This window comes from Butyrivibrio sp. INlla16 (assembly GCF_900104155.1).
GTDB lineage: Bacteria > Bacillota > Clostridia > Lachnospirales > Lachnospiraceae > Butyrivibrio.
Map to the genome: position 1 here is coordinate 58,004 of NZ_FMYB01000004.1, position 15,435 is coordinate 73,438.

Below are 15,435 nucleotides of genomic sequence, written 5' to 3' on the forward strand. Positions count from 1 at the left end.
TTTACTCCTTCTTATCGGCATTCTCCGCCGCCACCCCAAATGGATCTTCCGCCTGTATGTCTGCACCTTGCGTGAACATCAGCATCAACCAGTTGCATTTTACCTGGTACTTCATTATGATGCCATGTTAAGCCAGATATCCTAGGATTTCCATTTTTAATCTGTTCAAGCTGCCTTGGCGTAAACTTACTTGCCAATGATGGGTCTCTTTCTATTCTAGCTTGTAAACTTTTCGTACACAACTCAAATTGTGTGGTATCCGATGCCTTATAGAACATGGGAGGAATCCTCACTTCAGCAACCGGTTGAAATTTAGGAAATACCCCTTCTACCAATTCTCCGTTAGCTTTAAATGTATGGCTTTTATATTCAACATTTGTTCCTGGAACCGTCTGACCTTTCAGATTTTCATTAATTGTAGCTATATGCCGTGGCGGCTGTTTGACATCTTTATTGGCATTTTCAAAAGCCTTAGTTTTGCTAGATATTTCTTTAGCTGACACATTTTTAGAAATCTCGGAAACTTCTTTTATCATTAATACACCTCCCCTCTCAAATATTTATTCCACGTTTCTAAATACTCCTGAGGTCTGCCGTATCTCTCAATCTGTTCACGTAATACACATTCTAAGACTTGATTCTGTTCATTTTCATCCAACAGTTCAATCATCGAATCGTTTGCACTGACAAAAACCGCTTTCCATTCATCTATGCTGTCCACACCTTCAGCTTCCTTTTCCATCTGCTCTGTGCAAATAATGTCATATATTACGGAACTGATTTCAGACTTTTCAGCCTTTCCATTTCTACTTAATGCAGATATTGCTTCAATCTTAGTTTTGGACTTAAGCGGAGACATTATCACTTCATTTATAGCCTGACTTAGATTTAGATCCATCCTTTCTCCAGCAGTTTTTGCCAATAACCGCCTAATAAGTTTTATCCTTAAGGAATCCGAGTTATTAAAATTCTCCTGCTTATACACAAAATAATTATCATTCTCCGTATAATCCACCTTGCATAATACAGGCTCTAACCAATCATTTTGGTAAATAGCAGCAACACCTGTCGGCATTTTCGCCAACTCATTGATCTGATTCTCATTAAGATTAGCAGCTTTTCCAACAAGATTTCTGTCCTCTGCATCAGGTAGACGCATAATTATTTTCGTATTAGTATTTCTTATCACACTCATATCAAGAAGACCTGGAGATTGATCCGCGATAATAAATCCTTCACCATATGTTCTAACCTCAGCGATTGCATTGGCCAACATTTCGACAGATTTTCCCAATAAATTAGATGATTCGCTATTCTGCTCAGTTGAAGTACGTTTCAATAGGTTATGAGCTTCCTCTAAGACAGTAACATGTTTTAAATCAGAATTCATATCTCCACTAGATAAGCGATATTCCTGAAGTCGCATTATAATTATTCCCATGATCATCGACTTTGTCTCAATCGAACCAACTCTACTTAAATCTACTATGACATCGGAATCAAAAAGAACATCATCACCTATCTCGTCATTTGTAAATAATTCTCCATATATACCATTAGTTAATGATTTTATCCTGGTAGCTAAGGAACCAACATAATTATCCTTTACCTCTTGCGAGAATGCAGATTCCCCTATAACATTATTTAACTCTTCCAATACATCAATAAAACTTGGGAAAAGCTTATCTGAAACTGTGTTTTTTGAGCTTGACAGATTCCATCCAGCTTTAATATACGCCCGCTCTACAGAATCCTTTAATACAGCAGGCATAGCAGCGTACATAGGCCAGCATACATTGAATAACTCTACCAAACGATCAATGTGCTCTAAAACATGAATACCTTCTGGAAACCTGAAAGGGTTTATTCTCAAAAGATCAGACTTGTTGGGATTAGTTCCATATACATGCACTCCCAAATCTGCTAAAGCGTGTTTATATTCTCCCTTTGCAGGTTCAACAACTAAAAAGCTTACTTTTTTATTCCTAAGCTCTCTAAGCATCTGATATATGGTATTTGACTTACCTGCGCCAGTAGACCCCGTAATAAAAGTATGCATTGTAAGGCTCTTCAAGTTTAATCTCACCTCTGTACCTTGTTCTGAACCCATATGCATCAAGCTACCTATTTTCAAATCCTGCGATATTGATGCTGAAGGCAGATTTCTGCCAAAAGAAGCCATTTCAAAAACAGGTAGACCATTTATTGATTTCTTAGGGAACGCCAAGTTCACAGCTAGTTCATAAGAATTTTCTAATGATGCCGGACTTAATAAAACGCTGGAATTAATTGGATTAACAAAAAGAGGATGTGTAAGCTTTGATAAATACTTCTTAATCTCCAACCCATTTTTATCCTTACAACTCCAATTGTTAATATACGACGCCTGGAGTGCTGATGTATCTCCTTTCATCAACGCACTAAATCCACTAGCCACTAATGCATTTGTACTTGGATCCGATGAAACAACATATGTTGCGCAATTGAAAGCACCATATGCCTCACAGCGATGAAGCCTTTCTACATTTTTATCAATCCTATCCAACAATTCTTTTACGATTTTGTTCTCATTGGTAATCTGAATTGTCCGCCCATGAGATTGTGCTTCGGCTTCACTCGTAGTTGAACTAGCATTTGTTGTTGTGGATGTATTTTTTGTCTTTGCTTTAGATACCCCTTCTGCTGTGTTTCCCATTTCAGTAGAAGTTTCAGACTCATTCTTATTTGTAGTAACTAGCCCAGACCCAAGTTTTCCACCAGCCCATGCGCCTACAGCTATTAACGGTGCTGCAGCACCGCCTGTAGCCACTGTGGCCAATATGCCTATTCCAGTTCCTATGGCAGTACCAACAATTCTGCTCTTATCTACAGTTTTTCCAGATCCCTTAGTTGAACTTTCCGACCATCCACTTGTTTTCGTATAATTCTGAGTCAGAGCTGTACTCTCACCTATGGTTTCACTTATGCCATCTGTTTGCGCCTGAGTAACTGTTATGGTTTCATTTTCATTAAAGCTCAACGTAGTTTGAGCAAAAGGCGCAATCTGAGAATATAAGCTTTCATATCCCATTTTAGTCTGATCCAAATCTCTCTCATTTACAGGATCAGCAATTATTGTGATTCGGTATTCTTTGCCAGCAAGTGAATCAACCAAGTGCTCAATGCCTTGAACATATTTTTGATATGAGCTCTCTTTCTCTTTTCTAATAGATGCTATCCCAGAAATAGCAGTAATATAGTCAAACGAAGTCATAGAATTTAGGACTTTGTTTTTCTCTTTCCCTTTAATGTTTTGTATCGTTAGTCCAGGGAAATTACCTTCAAGCACGCCCTTAATAGTTTCTCCTTGAGACTCAATTGTATATTTTTCCTGAGAAATATCTTTGCTTACCACTCCGAGATAGTATTCTGTAATATTTTTCTTTCCGACAATCAGCGTAACAACAGTTGCACCGATGGAATATGCTGCATTCAACACAGTAACCATCTTATCAATATTGTTCTCATTTTTGTCAGACACCATCTTAGTGAATTTAAATATCCTAACCCAATCAGCTATATTAATCTCTGCTAATTCAGCTGGTATCTCAGCAACTTCATATTCGCCAAGTTTGTAAAGATAATCCTTAGTTATTACATCTTTCGCCAAATCCAGCGAAGACATCATTTTATTAGTATCCAATACCTCTTGAACATTAGAGTTCATCAAAAACCTCCTTTCGAAAGCTTATTCAGTAACTCCCGATTATCATTCATGAAAGCATTAACAAATCTCTGTTTGTTTTGCTTAGCTACGCGGTTGCATTTTTTAAAATCTGTGCACATTTCTAATGTACATATCCTTTTGTGCAATTCACAAAAGCAATGCTCTTTTAGCGCCGCATTCCTTTTCTTCTTGTACTGCTTATATCGCAAGGCAGAACCTTCTTTGCAATGCTCCTTCAAAGTACAATTAGAACAGTGTTTCTTCTTCCAATCACGAACAGTAGGATCAGTGCATTTATACTGACTCTTTATATCCTTATTACTAAACTTTAGAACATCCAAATAACCAACAGCACTATCATAACCACTGCCACCGCGCATATTATTATCAATGCTGTATTGCTCCTTTGCGGGTGGCTTGACAAGTTTGGGTCATCACCGAGTCGTACATCCGAACTTGAATCCTGCGGAACAAATTTCTTTATTTCATCTTTTTTCGCGTTCAATGCCTTTCCAATAGCTTTTACATCCTCAATACGTTCATCACAAAAATTCTTCTTAAGTTCATATACTGAATCCGCTAAATCATCATCAGTAAACTCAGTCTTTATTTTTGAAATAAGATCGGGTCCAGTCAGATGATTATCTTTTATTGCTATCCCTTTACTCTCTATATAGCGTAAAGACTCCTCAAATTCTCCACTTGAAAAATCACTACTTGTATAAACCAGATTTCCTAATGCATCCCTTAATGAATCAACATCATTATTTTGTATTCCTTCCTCTATAACTTTGAGCATCTTTTTCCCCCTTTCTTAAAATGACAAAAGCGTCCTGATCTCTTCTTCTTTATGAGATACCCATTCCGATAATTGTTCATTATTTTCCACTCGTTTCTCGATGGCCTTAGACTCTGCAGTTGAATCTTCTAATTCTTGAAGTATCCGCTCAATCTCAGCATCCAAATTGTCAACGTTTTCAATAAATGTTTTCTTATAGTCGGCCATCTGTTTATCAGCTTGATTAAACATTTCTTTTATATTACCCTTTATGCTCTTAGAAAAAGTGCCCATAATCTGTGCAACAACCTCAGAAACATTTACATCCACTCCATCTTTAACTCGTGCGGTATATTCTTCCTTTTTGGGAACCCAAAACTTAAACTTACCCCAAAATCCACTTCTTTCCGGGTTGTCTCTATACCTTACTTCATTCCTATATCTGTTGGTCTCATTGTCAATGATGATCTGGTCAACATTGTCCATTTTTATTTGCTTAAAAGACTGGATTTTACTAAACTCAAAACCATCGATTTTAACATCTTCCAATATAGATCTGACATGAGCAGAATAATCCTCCAACATTTCACTGCCCTTTTTGAAAAGATTAACATCTATCTCTCGATTAAGTTTTCCTTCGCATTCTTTTTGATAAGAATTAAGTGTTTCCTCCCATGCTTGAATCTTACCGGTTGCCTCTGTCTTATCTACCTTCTCCTGATTATCATATTCTTTAGACATTTTCCTCAGTTCTCTCTCAACACGTTTTTGTTCATTATCAGAAGCATTAGAATCCAACTCAAAAGCACCTATACGATTTTTAAATTGCTCAGAAATTTTCTTTCCTTCCTCATGTTTCTTCTTTGCATTGCTTATCTGTTTTCTAACCACCTCCAATTGGTCTTTATCTTTAGCAATACTCTTTTCAAACCCAGATTTCATGTCTAATTCATCTAGCACACCTACAATATCCTTTATCGCATCATTAATCTTCATCGGATACGCATACTTATCAATATATTCACATATCGTTTCCTCTACTGCTGGAACACCAGTATGTATCAACGCTTCCAGATCCCAGTCATCTTCACTTTTATGATAATCAGAAACTTTCAGGCGCAGCTTTTCTTTTACTGTAGGCGTTAACGATGCATACTCCTCAAAATGTAGTAAATCGCTCTCAACGAAATCGTCTATTTGTTGTAATTCCTGCAATTCTTTTCTAGATAGTTTTTCGCCTTTTCTAGATTTTCTGATTAAAAGAGCAAGCCGTGCGGATGTTGGAATTATAGTTGGATCAACAATATCAAATTCCCTAAGATAATCCCTAACATCGTTTATCAAACGGTCTAAAGTTTCCCCTTTTTCCTCATCCAATGCGTCACACTTATTGATGACAAAAATAAAGCGGTCTCTAGACTGTTTTCCCGCCAACTTCATTTCACTAGAAATATCATTAAGTAGTTGCTTATCATCCTTTATACCAATCTGTGTAGCATTCATAACATAAAGCACAACAGCATTTGTTCTCTTGATTATGGAGCGCGTTAATCGTTCATGATTAGTATCTCTTGAATTATTAGGGCCAGGAGTATCCCTTAAACAGAGCTTTATTTTATCGCTGGGTATTCCCGGAACGCTGCCTTCTATATCAATAAAAGTCACCTTAGGATCAGAATTGTATTCCTTCAATATGTCCAAATCCACTTGCGCTTTTGGATATACAACAGTTTGGTTATCCGATGCATAACATTCGGCTTCAAAACTATCCATTTCATCATTATCAATAATTCTGGCTATTGTAGCTGTGCAAGCCTTATTCTCAGATGGCAAAAGCTCCGTATGTAAAAGTGAATTAATAAGAGTGGACTTTCCACTGCTCATTGTTGCTATAACACTCACCTCAAATAGCCCATTTTTCACTTCTTCATAAGCATCAAATACATCTTTGCCCTGGGCAGTCTTAACTTCGAATTCAGGAAGCTTCTTTGCCTTAATCTCATCAAATATTGAATCCAGATGTGCTATAACATCAGAATCATTCTGCGTTTCCTCGAATGACATTTTGAATTCCGCTTTGCCTTTAAATAAATCAACAGCATAACGAAGGTCATCATAATCTATCTTTCTTCCTCTAAAAGAGAGGTCTATCTGATCATCATCGCAACAATCAACGATTTCCTCAATAAGCCCCTTCCAATTTGGCGATTCACCAAGAAGGATTTGAAGACGATTATCAGACTTAGAACCAATCTTGCTATTATCACCTAATACTTTTCCATTCTTTTTAAAAATGCACTCAACTGTATATGGGTTATACTCAATATAAAACTCTGTCATGATGTACCTCCTCATCCTTTTATTCTGATTGTATTCTTTAGTCTCTTACCACCCATTATTTGTGCTTTTTGTATACAATCCTCCAAAATACTTATTCCTGTATTCTCGAGTGCTTGATTTAAATCTCCTATTCTATAGGTTTTCCCCTTTACTTCTATGGTTTCGAACTGCATTTTTAAATCAGGGGTAATAGCATATTTCTTCATACTATAGTCATTTGGAACATATAAACTATAAAATGCTTCAAATAAATTGCATTCACTGCGAGTCATTTTTGTGCCTGCCAAGGCTTTCTTAAATACCATAGCAGCCATGGCAGATACTGGAATGATTGTTGAACCTTCAAACCCATTTTCTGTCAAATACCTGTTTGCAGTTTTAACATAATCTTCAACACTCTCGTATTCCTCATCTATTTCGTCCATTTTGTTTAAGGCAAAAATTACAGACAAGTTAGGTTTAGCAGTTTTTAGTTTTTTTATCTCCCCGATAAGGTACTTATCATCATTGATCCCCAGCTGAGTTGCATTTAGTACGTACAGTATTAGTCCTCCGTTAATTTTATCCATTAAGCCCCATAACGCTTGCTCATGTTCAGAGTTCTGGGAGTTGTTTGGTCCAGGAGTATCTATAACGAGTAATGCTCTATCAGTATTTAGTACCCCTTTGATATGAGATCTTATAAAAATGCTTTTTACATTTGTGTCCTCATTAGCCTTTTCCAAAACCTGGTCAATATCCTTACTTGTAACACTTGTTTGGCCTGCCTTATTAGTAATAAAAACACTTTCTTTAGTAGGTCTATCATCATCCAATATTGATACTGGTAAAGAAGTACACGCAGCATTTCTATTTGGAAGAATGTCTTTACCTAGAAGAGCATTAATTAAGGTGCTTTTACCGCTGGACATAGTTGCAACTACAACCATTGGAAATATCCTATTCACATCAAATTCTAAGTTTTCAGGAAAAAAATCTTTGGAAACTAATGAACCACTGCCTTGCATAAATCACCTCCAAGAATCAATTAATCATTTCAATAGCATCCCCTTGACTTCTTAACCACATTTCAATGCCATCGCCAAACACTTCTGCCTGAACCTCATATTCTCCATTTTTTTCACTTAGTACAGTTGCTGTTGGCAATCTATCTAAAACCGCATCTATATCAAGTCCACAATACTTAAACCTAACTCTTTTTAGTCTTCCTCCAAACATAAATTGGATTCTCTTTCTAAATTCTCCTTCTTCAAATCTGCTACTATACGGAAGGTGAAATCTCTCATCCAAAACTTTCAAATTTGTGATTCTATCAATTCTGTAGATAGTTGGATATGAATCATTAATAACGTCAAAATCCAACCTAGTCTCATCCTCATCAATAAAAGCAGTTAAATAAAAATAGTACTCTGAAAATAGTATCCCTAAAGGCTGAATTCTCCTTTTCACAGTCTTTTTTTCTTTTAACCTTTTATACGTTATCTCCATAACCATGCAATTTTTTATTGCTTGGCCAATTTCCCACATATTGTTGATAATATGTTTATTGTGTCTGGGCGGAACATAGTGATATTTCTCATTACCAATCAAATCATTAACCATCTTTTGATTCTTTTTGGGCACACAACAATCCAAAAGCTTATCCAAGATAATATTCATGTCATCTTTCCGAAAAGCACGACTATCTAAAAGGATCTTGCATATAGCCAGAACCTCATCATTTGTAAATTTCATCTTATTAGTCTGCTCAAGCCTAAAGCCTTTTTGCTTTGCATCATAAACAAGATCATTCTCCACGCCTGTTTCAATTGTACTTTCCTCGATGAAGCTGCGGATATCCGCAAGATCACGCTGGATAGACCGAGCATCAACTCCATATTTTTCTGCCATTTCAGCCTTATTAATGACTTTGCCATTAACAAGTTCAGTATAGATGCTCAAAATTCGTCTCTCTTTACCAGTATCAGCTTTACTCATTGGTTACCTCTCTGTTTCAACCAGGTTAACTGTACCAAAATCAATAGACGTAATATGTCTGTATCAACGTGTTTATGAAATATTTAGAATTCAGCTTTTTCAGGCTATATCTGAAAAAGCGCCTATGTCTATTCTATCATTTACTAATTATCCGCTTGTAAAATATCTGTAAACTTCTAATAAACATTTTGTCTATCAAGACAAAATCCGTCTATAAAAAAGAGACGCTATGATTTCAAATAGCGTCCCTCAAAAATTACATATAAAAAACATCTCCTCTGGCTTTGAACGGCAACCTACATCCCTGAGGAAGAATAAACGCATGGTCTCTCTTAATATCAAGATGTTCCTCGATCTCTCCATCAGTGATTATAAGTATTGGTCCATCCTTTGGAAAATCCTTAGCATTCTGAAGAAGTGAAACACCTGGCTGAAGCCTTGTACCACCCCTCCCGACAACCTTTACTCTTCCAGCAATCTCATCTGGTGTCATAAATCCCGCATCATAGGCATTAGCATCACAGAACACAACTCTTGCAGCCATTACATCTCTGGAAGAAGCATAGCTAGCTATTGCTCCAAGTGCTTTCCCAATTTCAGAAGGGCTCATGGATCCTGAAGTATCTATCACAACTCCAAATGTACGAGACTTGAGATCTGACTCAAGAACAGTATATCTAGGCCTGGGAATGTCTGGTGTGCTGCTCTGCCTCCTACTTGGATGAGCATAGCTTCTATGCTTCTCAAGTGGTCTGATATGTGCATTGAACCACTCAGCCAGTTTTACATCCCACGGAATGGGCGGCACAGCCAGCGCTCGTATTTCTTCAGCAAGCCCCGCAGGAATAAAGCCTCTTCCTCTCCTCATTTCCTCATATTCAAGCCCTTGAGAAAGAGCATTCCTATAAAACTCATCCAAAGATACTCCTCTTGATGCAGATGCTCTCATTCTACCAAGAATATCGCCTTTACCATTTCCTCTAAAAGTATTCTGCTTCAGATATGTCCTCATATCTCCAACAATAAGATCATAAACTTCCTCTGCAGACTTATTCTTAAGACTAACGTCATACAGAACATCTGCAGGCATAACTCCCACTTTCATCTCATATAACCAGCCGTTAATTACATAGTCTGTTGCAATATTCCATAAATAGTGGTCACGACCCTCACACCTCTGGTGATGCATAAGTGCCGCATGAAGGAATTCATGTGCGAGAACAAACTTCCACTCTTCCTCTGACAAATGAGCAGATGGGTTAATATATATTTCTCCTTCCCACGCATCCACTGCAGCAACTCTTATATCATTTTCATGACAGATACTTATATCCTCAACGATTTTAAATGATGCTGCCAAGGCTCCCAGCAGAGGGAAACAATTAACAAACCATTCTGCAGCTCTTTTGCCTACACTGTAACCTGTATTATCATCTTCAAGCCCTGATGCTCTAAACACTGCTCCTCTCACAGCACATGCAATAGTCACCGCAAAATCTGCCGTATATTCATTTCTGGTCTGACGGCCCCATCTATCAATTTTGTATTCAATTGGCTTTTCAAGCCCTACCATATCCATTGAATCAGATGACGCCACTCCGTACAAATGGTTATCTTCATCCCATCCTTCTCTAATCAGATAATCATATATTTTTAATTCATCAGTCATAATGCTCTGTGGAATCATTCCAACCGGTGATGGCCCTATAGGATCTCCAAACTTCACATCATGTAGAAACTTATCTACATAGATGTCGCAGGCAATATTCCAAAGCTTAGGATTGAATGATGCTTTCTTTACTTTATTTCCCTCAAAGTCTTCTTCATAATAGCCAGGCACCTTTTCAAGGTCATAATGCCCGAAGCAATTATGGAGCAGACAGTGAGCTATAGCATAAGCCCACTGTCTAGGACTCAGAGCACACTCTTTATTTATCAAAACTTCACCATTTGAATATGAGCATGCTGCTGTCTTTTTTCCTAACTTCTCTCTCCCACAAATCCCAACCTGACGATAAGCAAACAAACCAAAAATCTTACTGCTTGTTACGATATCGTATCCAGCTCGGAGTTGCTTTTCATTTTGACTTATCTTTTTCTCAAGCTGTTTTGCCATTATCCTTTTTCTCCTGTGCTACAAGCCTTGGGAGATCTCTTACTATTTCAATCATGAACCAGTCAGGAAGCACCTTGCCGTCTTCATCAGAAACAACCATCTGTGCAAGTTCATAGTTTATCTTTGCAAGATCCTTTATAAGAGCCTTTGCTCTGTGTGCAAGATACTGTGTTTCCTTGTCAAGCGCGGTCTTCTGATCAGGAAAATCATGGAGGAGCTGTGCCCTGAAAGACTGAGCAAGAAAATAAAGTACATCCCTGTCCTCAGGCTTTTCAGGCCATCTTGCTTCACCCTTGATAATATCTGAAAGAAGGTATCTATTGCTCATCTGCTTAATGAAAGCAGCAAACATTCCGGCATGTGATGCTGAAATGCTGCCATATGCAAGCATTCTGACTGTTGAGTCTGAAATCTCCTTTTCGCCTGCACCAAATTCTTTAAGTGCATCGCTCAGCATATGCCATGATCTTGGTGTTGAAAATGGTTCCTCTGTCTTTGGAGGCTCTGAGAAAAGATGATCCGGTCTCTGATTAATATAGTCAGTAACCCAAGGATGGATTCCATTCTCATAAGCCCACGAAAGCCAGTTCTTTACATCAGGCTTAAGCTGAACATGAAACATTCTGTTAATAAGCGCACTGGACATTGTCTTAACTATTGCAGAGTCCTGTGTTCGGTTTCCAGCTCCGATAACAATGCTGCCCTCAGGAAGGTGATATTCTCCAATCCTTCTCTCGTAGATAAGGCTGTAAAATGCTTTCTGTACTTCCTGTGAGCATGCATTGAGCTCATCAAGAAAGAGTACATATGGCTCCTTCCTTGCAATCATTTTAGGTGGAAGGAATTCAGATGTGTCGCCTTTTATCTGAGGAATGCCGATTATGTCCTCAGGCGCTAGTTGGCTACCAAGAAGTGATATACATTCAAGTCCCACTTCCACGGCAAACTCTTCTACAAGAGCAGACTTTCCGATTCCAGGTGCGCCCCATATAAAAACTGGGCGGCTTGGTGCTATGTTAAGCAATATGTCCAGTAATTCTGATTGATTAACTGTTACTGGTAAATTCATAAAGTATCTTTCTCCTCTTTTTCTTTTGCGAAGGTTAGGTTAAACTCTTCACCTTCATAAATACGTATAGGATTTCCACGCACTATCTGTGCATGTTTGCTCCAGGCATCGTTTTTCTGCCTGTCCTTACTTGTTACATTCATTTCTTTAAGCACTGTAGAGAGCTTTTTCAGAGCATCCTGTTTATTTGCGAACTGAGAACGTTCTCTTGTAGACGAAACAGTGATTCCTGTAGGCAGATGTATGATTCTTACGCCTGTCTCTACTTTATTTACATTCTGTCCACCAGGACCACCACTATGGAACTTCTCTATTCTTATCACATCAGTAGTGAGTTTTTCGCTGATTTCTTCTACTTCAGGGATTATACTCACGTCAACAAACCAGTTTTTTCGTTTATGTCCCGGCCTGTACTTGCTCTTACATGTCCACTGCATTGTCCCTTCAAACTCTGAAAGATCCCGCTCTGATGAAAATATTATTGATGAAAACGCTCCTTCTACCTCTCCTTTCACTGACGTTATCATCTCGATATCAGAAAATTCTCTTTCCAATGCCTTATATATTCCTCCGACTGCGGCCCTGCATTCAACGGGTCCCATTCCGGAGCTTATCTGTAGTATCATTCTTCTTTTTCCTCTTCTTTTTAGCTATACTCTCGTTAATCTTTTTGATTTGTCCTCTTGTCTTTGTAGTATCATGCTCGTTTAGTTCAAGCTTTTTCTTTTTAGGAAATACCTTGGGCGCCTCAGGCTTTCTGGCTGCCTCATACAGTTCCTTCTGTCTGTGAAGTGACGGATCATAAAACATAAATCCATAGCAGTATGCAGCTTTATAGCTGTGAAATAAGCGTGTTGAAAGCTCATATGTCAGAAAGATATCATAAGGTGGATATTCTCCACATTTTATGAATTCCAACTCCAGATTTCTATCTGCAAGCTTTCTGAGATTCTCATAACCAGAAAGAAAAGCAAATTTATCCATTGCCACAATCCATGTGTCAAACTGGTCTTTTTCGTATCCTACGCAAGTCTTTTCGCGCTTATCCATTACTTTGTAATAATTATCCTTGTATTCCTGTGCAAATAAATCGATTCTATCCCTGTCATAATAAAACTCGTATGATTCCGGTGGCATCTTGCTGATCATCTGTCTGTATTTTTTCCAATCCGCAGTATGCAAACCTGACTTATTGCAGGTAAATACCACATCATGTCTATAATCCCAGAACTTCTCATAGAGCTTCTCGTTCTTTTTGATTGGAAAATAAACTATTTTCATCTCATCAAAAGTCAGTATGGCACAGGTATACATGAGTGCATATAAAGCTCTCCTGTCTCCAATAAGCTCATTACCCCAATCAAGTCCAATAGTGTTCCATTGCAAAACATCTATATCCCGTGGGACAAGTATGGTATGCTCTGCTTTTCCCAAGCGGCAATGATACTTATCAAACTTTATTTTCAAGCATTGCCTCCTTTGTAGTTATAAACAGGCTTAAGGATTCTACTAATCTCTACGGTATCCTTTACTGCTTCCTTGATGTAGTCCACTCCCCTGTAGGCAAAAGGTGCCTCATCCAATGTATCCTTACTAATGCAACTAGAGTAAATTCCCTTCATTGAAGCCTTAAACTCAGATACTGTATGAGTATTAACAGTCTCATCTCTTGATGTAATTCTTCCGGATCCATGAGGTGCTGAATTGTTCCATTCTGCATTTCCTTTACCTCTTCCAAGAATTACACCATCTCTCATGTTGATAGGGATGATCACATCTTCGTTTTCCTTGGCAGAGATAGCTCCTTTTCTTAGAATTGGAACAATCTCGCTAAAATCAACATAGTTATGAATGCAAGTGATTACTTCCTTCTCCTTCCATTTCATACTCTTTATGATTTCTGAAGCAATAACCTTGCGGTTTAGCTCAGCGTACTCCTGAACTACAGAAAGATCATTGAGATAATCCTCCATAAGCTGATCTGAAAGATATGTCATTTCGTATGGCACATCTGTAATCCCTTGTTCTTTAAGCACCTTCTGACCAGCAGCCATGTAGTATTCAGCAACTTCTTTTCCAAGATGTCTGCTACCGGTGTGGATAATCATGTATGTTTCCTTGCTATCATCCTGATCAAGCTCGATAAAGTGGTTACCACCGCCAAGTGTACCAATGCTTAAAAGAGCCTTATCACTGCGGATGTGCTTATAGCAACAGAGCCTACTAAGATCAATATCCGCATCCCTATGCACTGTGTTTCTCACCTTGAAGCCAACAGGAACGTTATCTCTTATAACTGTGTCGAGCTTCTGGTAATCGTTGCGGATCTTGCCAACTTTCACTGCCAGCATCCCACATCCAATGTCGATGCCCACAAGTGAAGGAAGGATTCTCTCTCCGATAGTCATGGTAAGTCCAATAGGTCCTACCTTTCCGGGATGTACATCAGGCATTACTCGGATCACAGAGCCCTCGGATGCCTTGTTATCGCAAATCATCTGCACCTGAGCAAGGGCATACTGGTCTACATCTGAACCTTCCAGTTCTTGGTCGCACATAATATGTGCTTCTGTAAATATTCCTTTTATTGGTATCAAAATAAAACCTCCGTAGAAGTGCCATGTGCATTTTGAGCGCACAAAAAACACCTCTTGAATCTTCAGAGGCTTACATCTGTCCTACCATTCCTTTAATCAATGAAAATCTGATTGAATAATCAGTAAAATAGACGGCGGACAATCATGCCTCTGTCATATGTAAAGTTAATAGTTGCAAAAGTCGTCATGTGTTTCATGATCGTCCTCCTTTCTGCTCCTCATGAGCAAGTTGAATTTCTTTGTTACATTTAGCAGTATATCACATTGATTGGACAAATCTAGTCTAGCCTATAAATCTTTTTTATTTTTTTGCAAAATCCTCATAGAATGTCCTTCAAATCCTGTACAAAAACGTCTTTCTTTCGGATTTCCACATACAAAGCAGTTACAGCCTCTTTGTCCAAAAGCTCAGAATACTCATTCAAATTTATAGCCTCTGCAATGCGCCTAAAATCTTGATTCGAATAAGTCTTATCCTTATTTAGTGGCCTTTTTCCAACTACATCATATACATTAGTTACCATCCTGCCGAAATGCTTACTTGCAACCACTTCACGCGGCAGCATCAGTATTTCACCAGCAACTACCCTTCTTATAATCCTAGCAGCACATTCTCGCTTTATCACCGAAACATTGTTATTTCTTTCATAAATCTTTTCTATGAATGATCTTAGGTATATTTCTTTGGCATCATCTTCATCTTTAGCAAAAACATCAAAAACACTGTCCACTTCTGAACCAAGATTATCCCCATCAAAATAAATCTCATCATCATTAATACGGTGTTCGATAACATCAGTAAAGCATACGACATAATTCCTCAGCATTTCACCTGCCCTCTACATAACTAGG

The 15,435-nt window shown here is 38.1% G+C and carries 12 protein-coding genes; all 12 read right to left on the bottom strand.

The window, feature by feature from the left end; all coding sequences use genetic code 11:
- Positions 1-11: 11 nt before the first annotated feature.
- The 12 genes from BLR42_RS03105 to BLR42_RS03165 all read right to left on the bottom strand — a co-directional run bounded on the left by BLR42_RS03105 (position 12) and on the right by BLR42_RS03165 (position 15,410).
- Complete coding sequence (locus BLR42_RS03105; protein WP_091866582.1) at positions 12-536, bottom strand: HNH endonuclease; 525 nt, start codon at positions 534-536, stop codon at positions 12-14.
- Complete coding sequence (locus tag BLR42_RS03110) at positions 536-3,706, bottom strand: ATP-binding protein (RefSeq protein WP_091866584.1); 3,171 nt, start codon at positions 3,704-3,706, stop codon at positions 536-538. The genes BLR42_RS03105 and BLR42_RS03110 overlap by 1 nt, the downstream gene beginning before the upstream one ends.
- A 328-nt stretch (positions 3,707-4,034) precedes the next feature.
- Positions 4,035-4,505: a hypothetical protein gene (locus BLR42_RS03120; RefSeq protein WP_091866588.1), complete on the bottom strand. Its 471-nt coding sequence runs from the start codon at positions 4,503-4,505 to the stop codon at positions 4,035-4,037.
- Positions 4,506-4,520: 15 nt separating this feature from the next.
- Positions 4,521-6,824 (bottom strand): dynamin family protein, encoded by a 2,304-nt coding sequence (locus BLR42_RS03125; protein WP_170832621.1) that lies wholly within the window; start codon positions 6,822-6,824, stop codon positions 4,521-4,523.
- Positions 6,825-6,835: 11 nt separating this feature from the next.
- Complete coding sequence (locus BLR42_RS03130) at positions 6,836-7,831, bottom strand: dynamin family protein (RefSeq protein WP_091866592.1); 996 nt, start codon at positions 7,829-7,831, stop codon at positions 6,836-6,838.
- Between the two features lie 16 nt (positions 7,832-7,847).
- Positions 7,848-8,801 (bottom strand): helix-turn-helix transcriptional regulator, encoded by a 954-nt coding sequence (locus tag BLR42_RS03135; RefSeq protein WP_091866594.1) that lies wholly within the window; start codon positions 8,799-8,801, stop codon positions 7,848-7,850.
- A gap of 256 nt (positions 8,802-9,057) precedes the next feature.
- Complete coding sequence (locus tag BLR42_RS03140) at positions 9,058-10,917, bottom strand: vWA domain-containing protein (RefSeq protein WP_091866596.1); 1,860 nt, start codon at positions 10,915-10,917, stop codon at positions 9,058-9,060.
- A complete protein-coding gene (locus BLR42_RS03145) occupies positions 10,901-11,986 on the bottom strand; it encodes an AAA family ATPase (RefSeq protein WP_022762229.1) in 1,086 nt (361 codons plus the stop codon). The genes BLR42_RS03140 and BLR42_RS03145 overlap by 17 nt, the downstream gene beginning before the upstream one ends.
- A complete protein-coding gene (prfH, locus tag BLR42_RS03150; RefSeq protein WP_091866598.1) occupies positions 11,983-12,612 on the bottom strand; it encodes a peptide chain release factor H in 630 nt (209 codons plus the stop codon). Before prfH ends, BLR42_RS03145 begins: the two co-directional genes overlap by 4 nt.
- Positions 12,575-13,453: a hypothetical protein gene (locus BLR42_RS03155; protein ID WP_022762231.1), complete on the bottom strand. Its 879-nt coding sequence runs from the start codon at positions 13,451-13,453 to the stop codon at positions 12,575-12,577. Before BLR42_RS03155 ends, prfH begins: the two co-directional genes overlap by 38 nt.
- The gene (locus tag BLR42_RS03160) at positions 13,450-14,544 is read right to left on the bottom strand and encodes an RtcB family protein (protein WP_091866710.1); all 1,095 of its coding nucleotides are present in this window, start codon (positions 14,542-14,544) and stop codon (positions 13,450-13,452) included. The genes BLR42_RS03155 and BLR42_RS03160 overlap by 4 nt, the downstream gene beginning before the upstream one ends.
- Before the next feature lie 359 nt (positions 14,545-14,903).
- Complete coding sequence (locus BLR42_RS03165; protein ID WP_091866600.1) at positions 14,904-15,410, bottom strand: hypothetical protein; 507 nt, start codon at positions 15,408-15,410, stop codon at positions 14,904-14,906.
- Positions 15,411-15,435 lie beyond the last annotated feature (25 nt).

Excerpts from the sequence above, each read along its gene's own strand:
- BLR42_RS03105 (WP_091866582.1), bottom strand. The coding sequence starts at position 536 with ATGATAAAAGAAGTTTCCGAGATTTCTAAAAATGTGTCAGCTAAAGAA.
- BLR42_RS03110 (WP_091866584.1), bottom strand. The coding sequence starts at position 3,706 with ATGAACTCTAATGTTCAAGAGGTATTGGATACTAATAAAATGATGTCT.
- BLR42_RS03120 (WP_091866588.1), bottom strand. The coding sequence starts at position 4,505 with ATGCTCAAAGTTATAGAGGAAGGAATACAAAATAATGATGTTGATTCA.
- BLR42_RS03125 (WP_170832621.1), bottom strand. The coding sequence starts at position 6,824 with ATGACAGAGTTTTATATTGAGTATAACCCATATACAGTTGAGTGCATT.
- BLR42_RS03130 (WP_091866592.1), bottom strand. The coding sequence starts at position 7,831 with ATGCAAGGCAGTGGTTCATTAGTTTCCAAAGATTTTTTTCCTGAAAAC.
- BLR42_RS03135 (WP_091866594.1), bottom strand. The coding sequence starts at position 8,801 with ATGAGTAAAGCTGATACTGGTAAAGAGAGACGAATTTTGAGCATCTAT.
- BLR42_RS03140 (WP_091866596.1), bottom strand. The coding sequence starts at position 10,917 with ATGGCAAAACAGCTTGAGAAAAAGATAAGTCAAAATGAAAAGCAACTC.
- BLR42_RS03145 (WP_022762229.1), bottom strand. The coding sequence starts at position 11,986 with ATGAATTTACCAGTAACAGTTAATCAATCAGAATTACTGGACATATTG.
- prfH (WP_091866598.1), bottom strand. The coding sequence starts at position 12,612 with ATGATACTACAGATAAGCTCCGGAATGGGACCCGTTGAATGCAGGGCC.
- BLR42_RS03160 (WP_091866710.1), bottom strand. The coding sequence starts at position 14,544 with ATGTGCGACCAAGAACTGGAAGGTTCAGATGTAGACCAGTATGCCCTT.
- BLR42_RS03165 (WP_091866600.1), bottom strand. The coding sequence starts at position 15,410 with ATGCTGAGGAATTATGTCGTATGCTTTACTGATGTTATCGAACACCGT.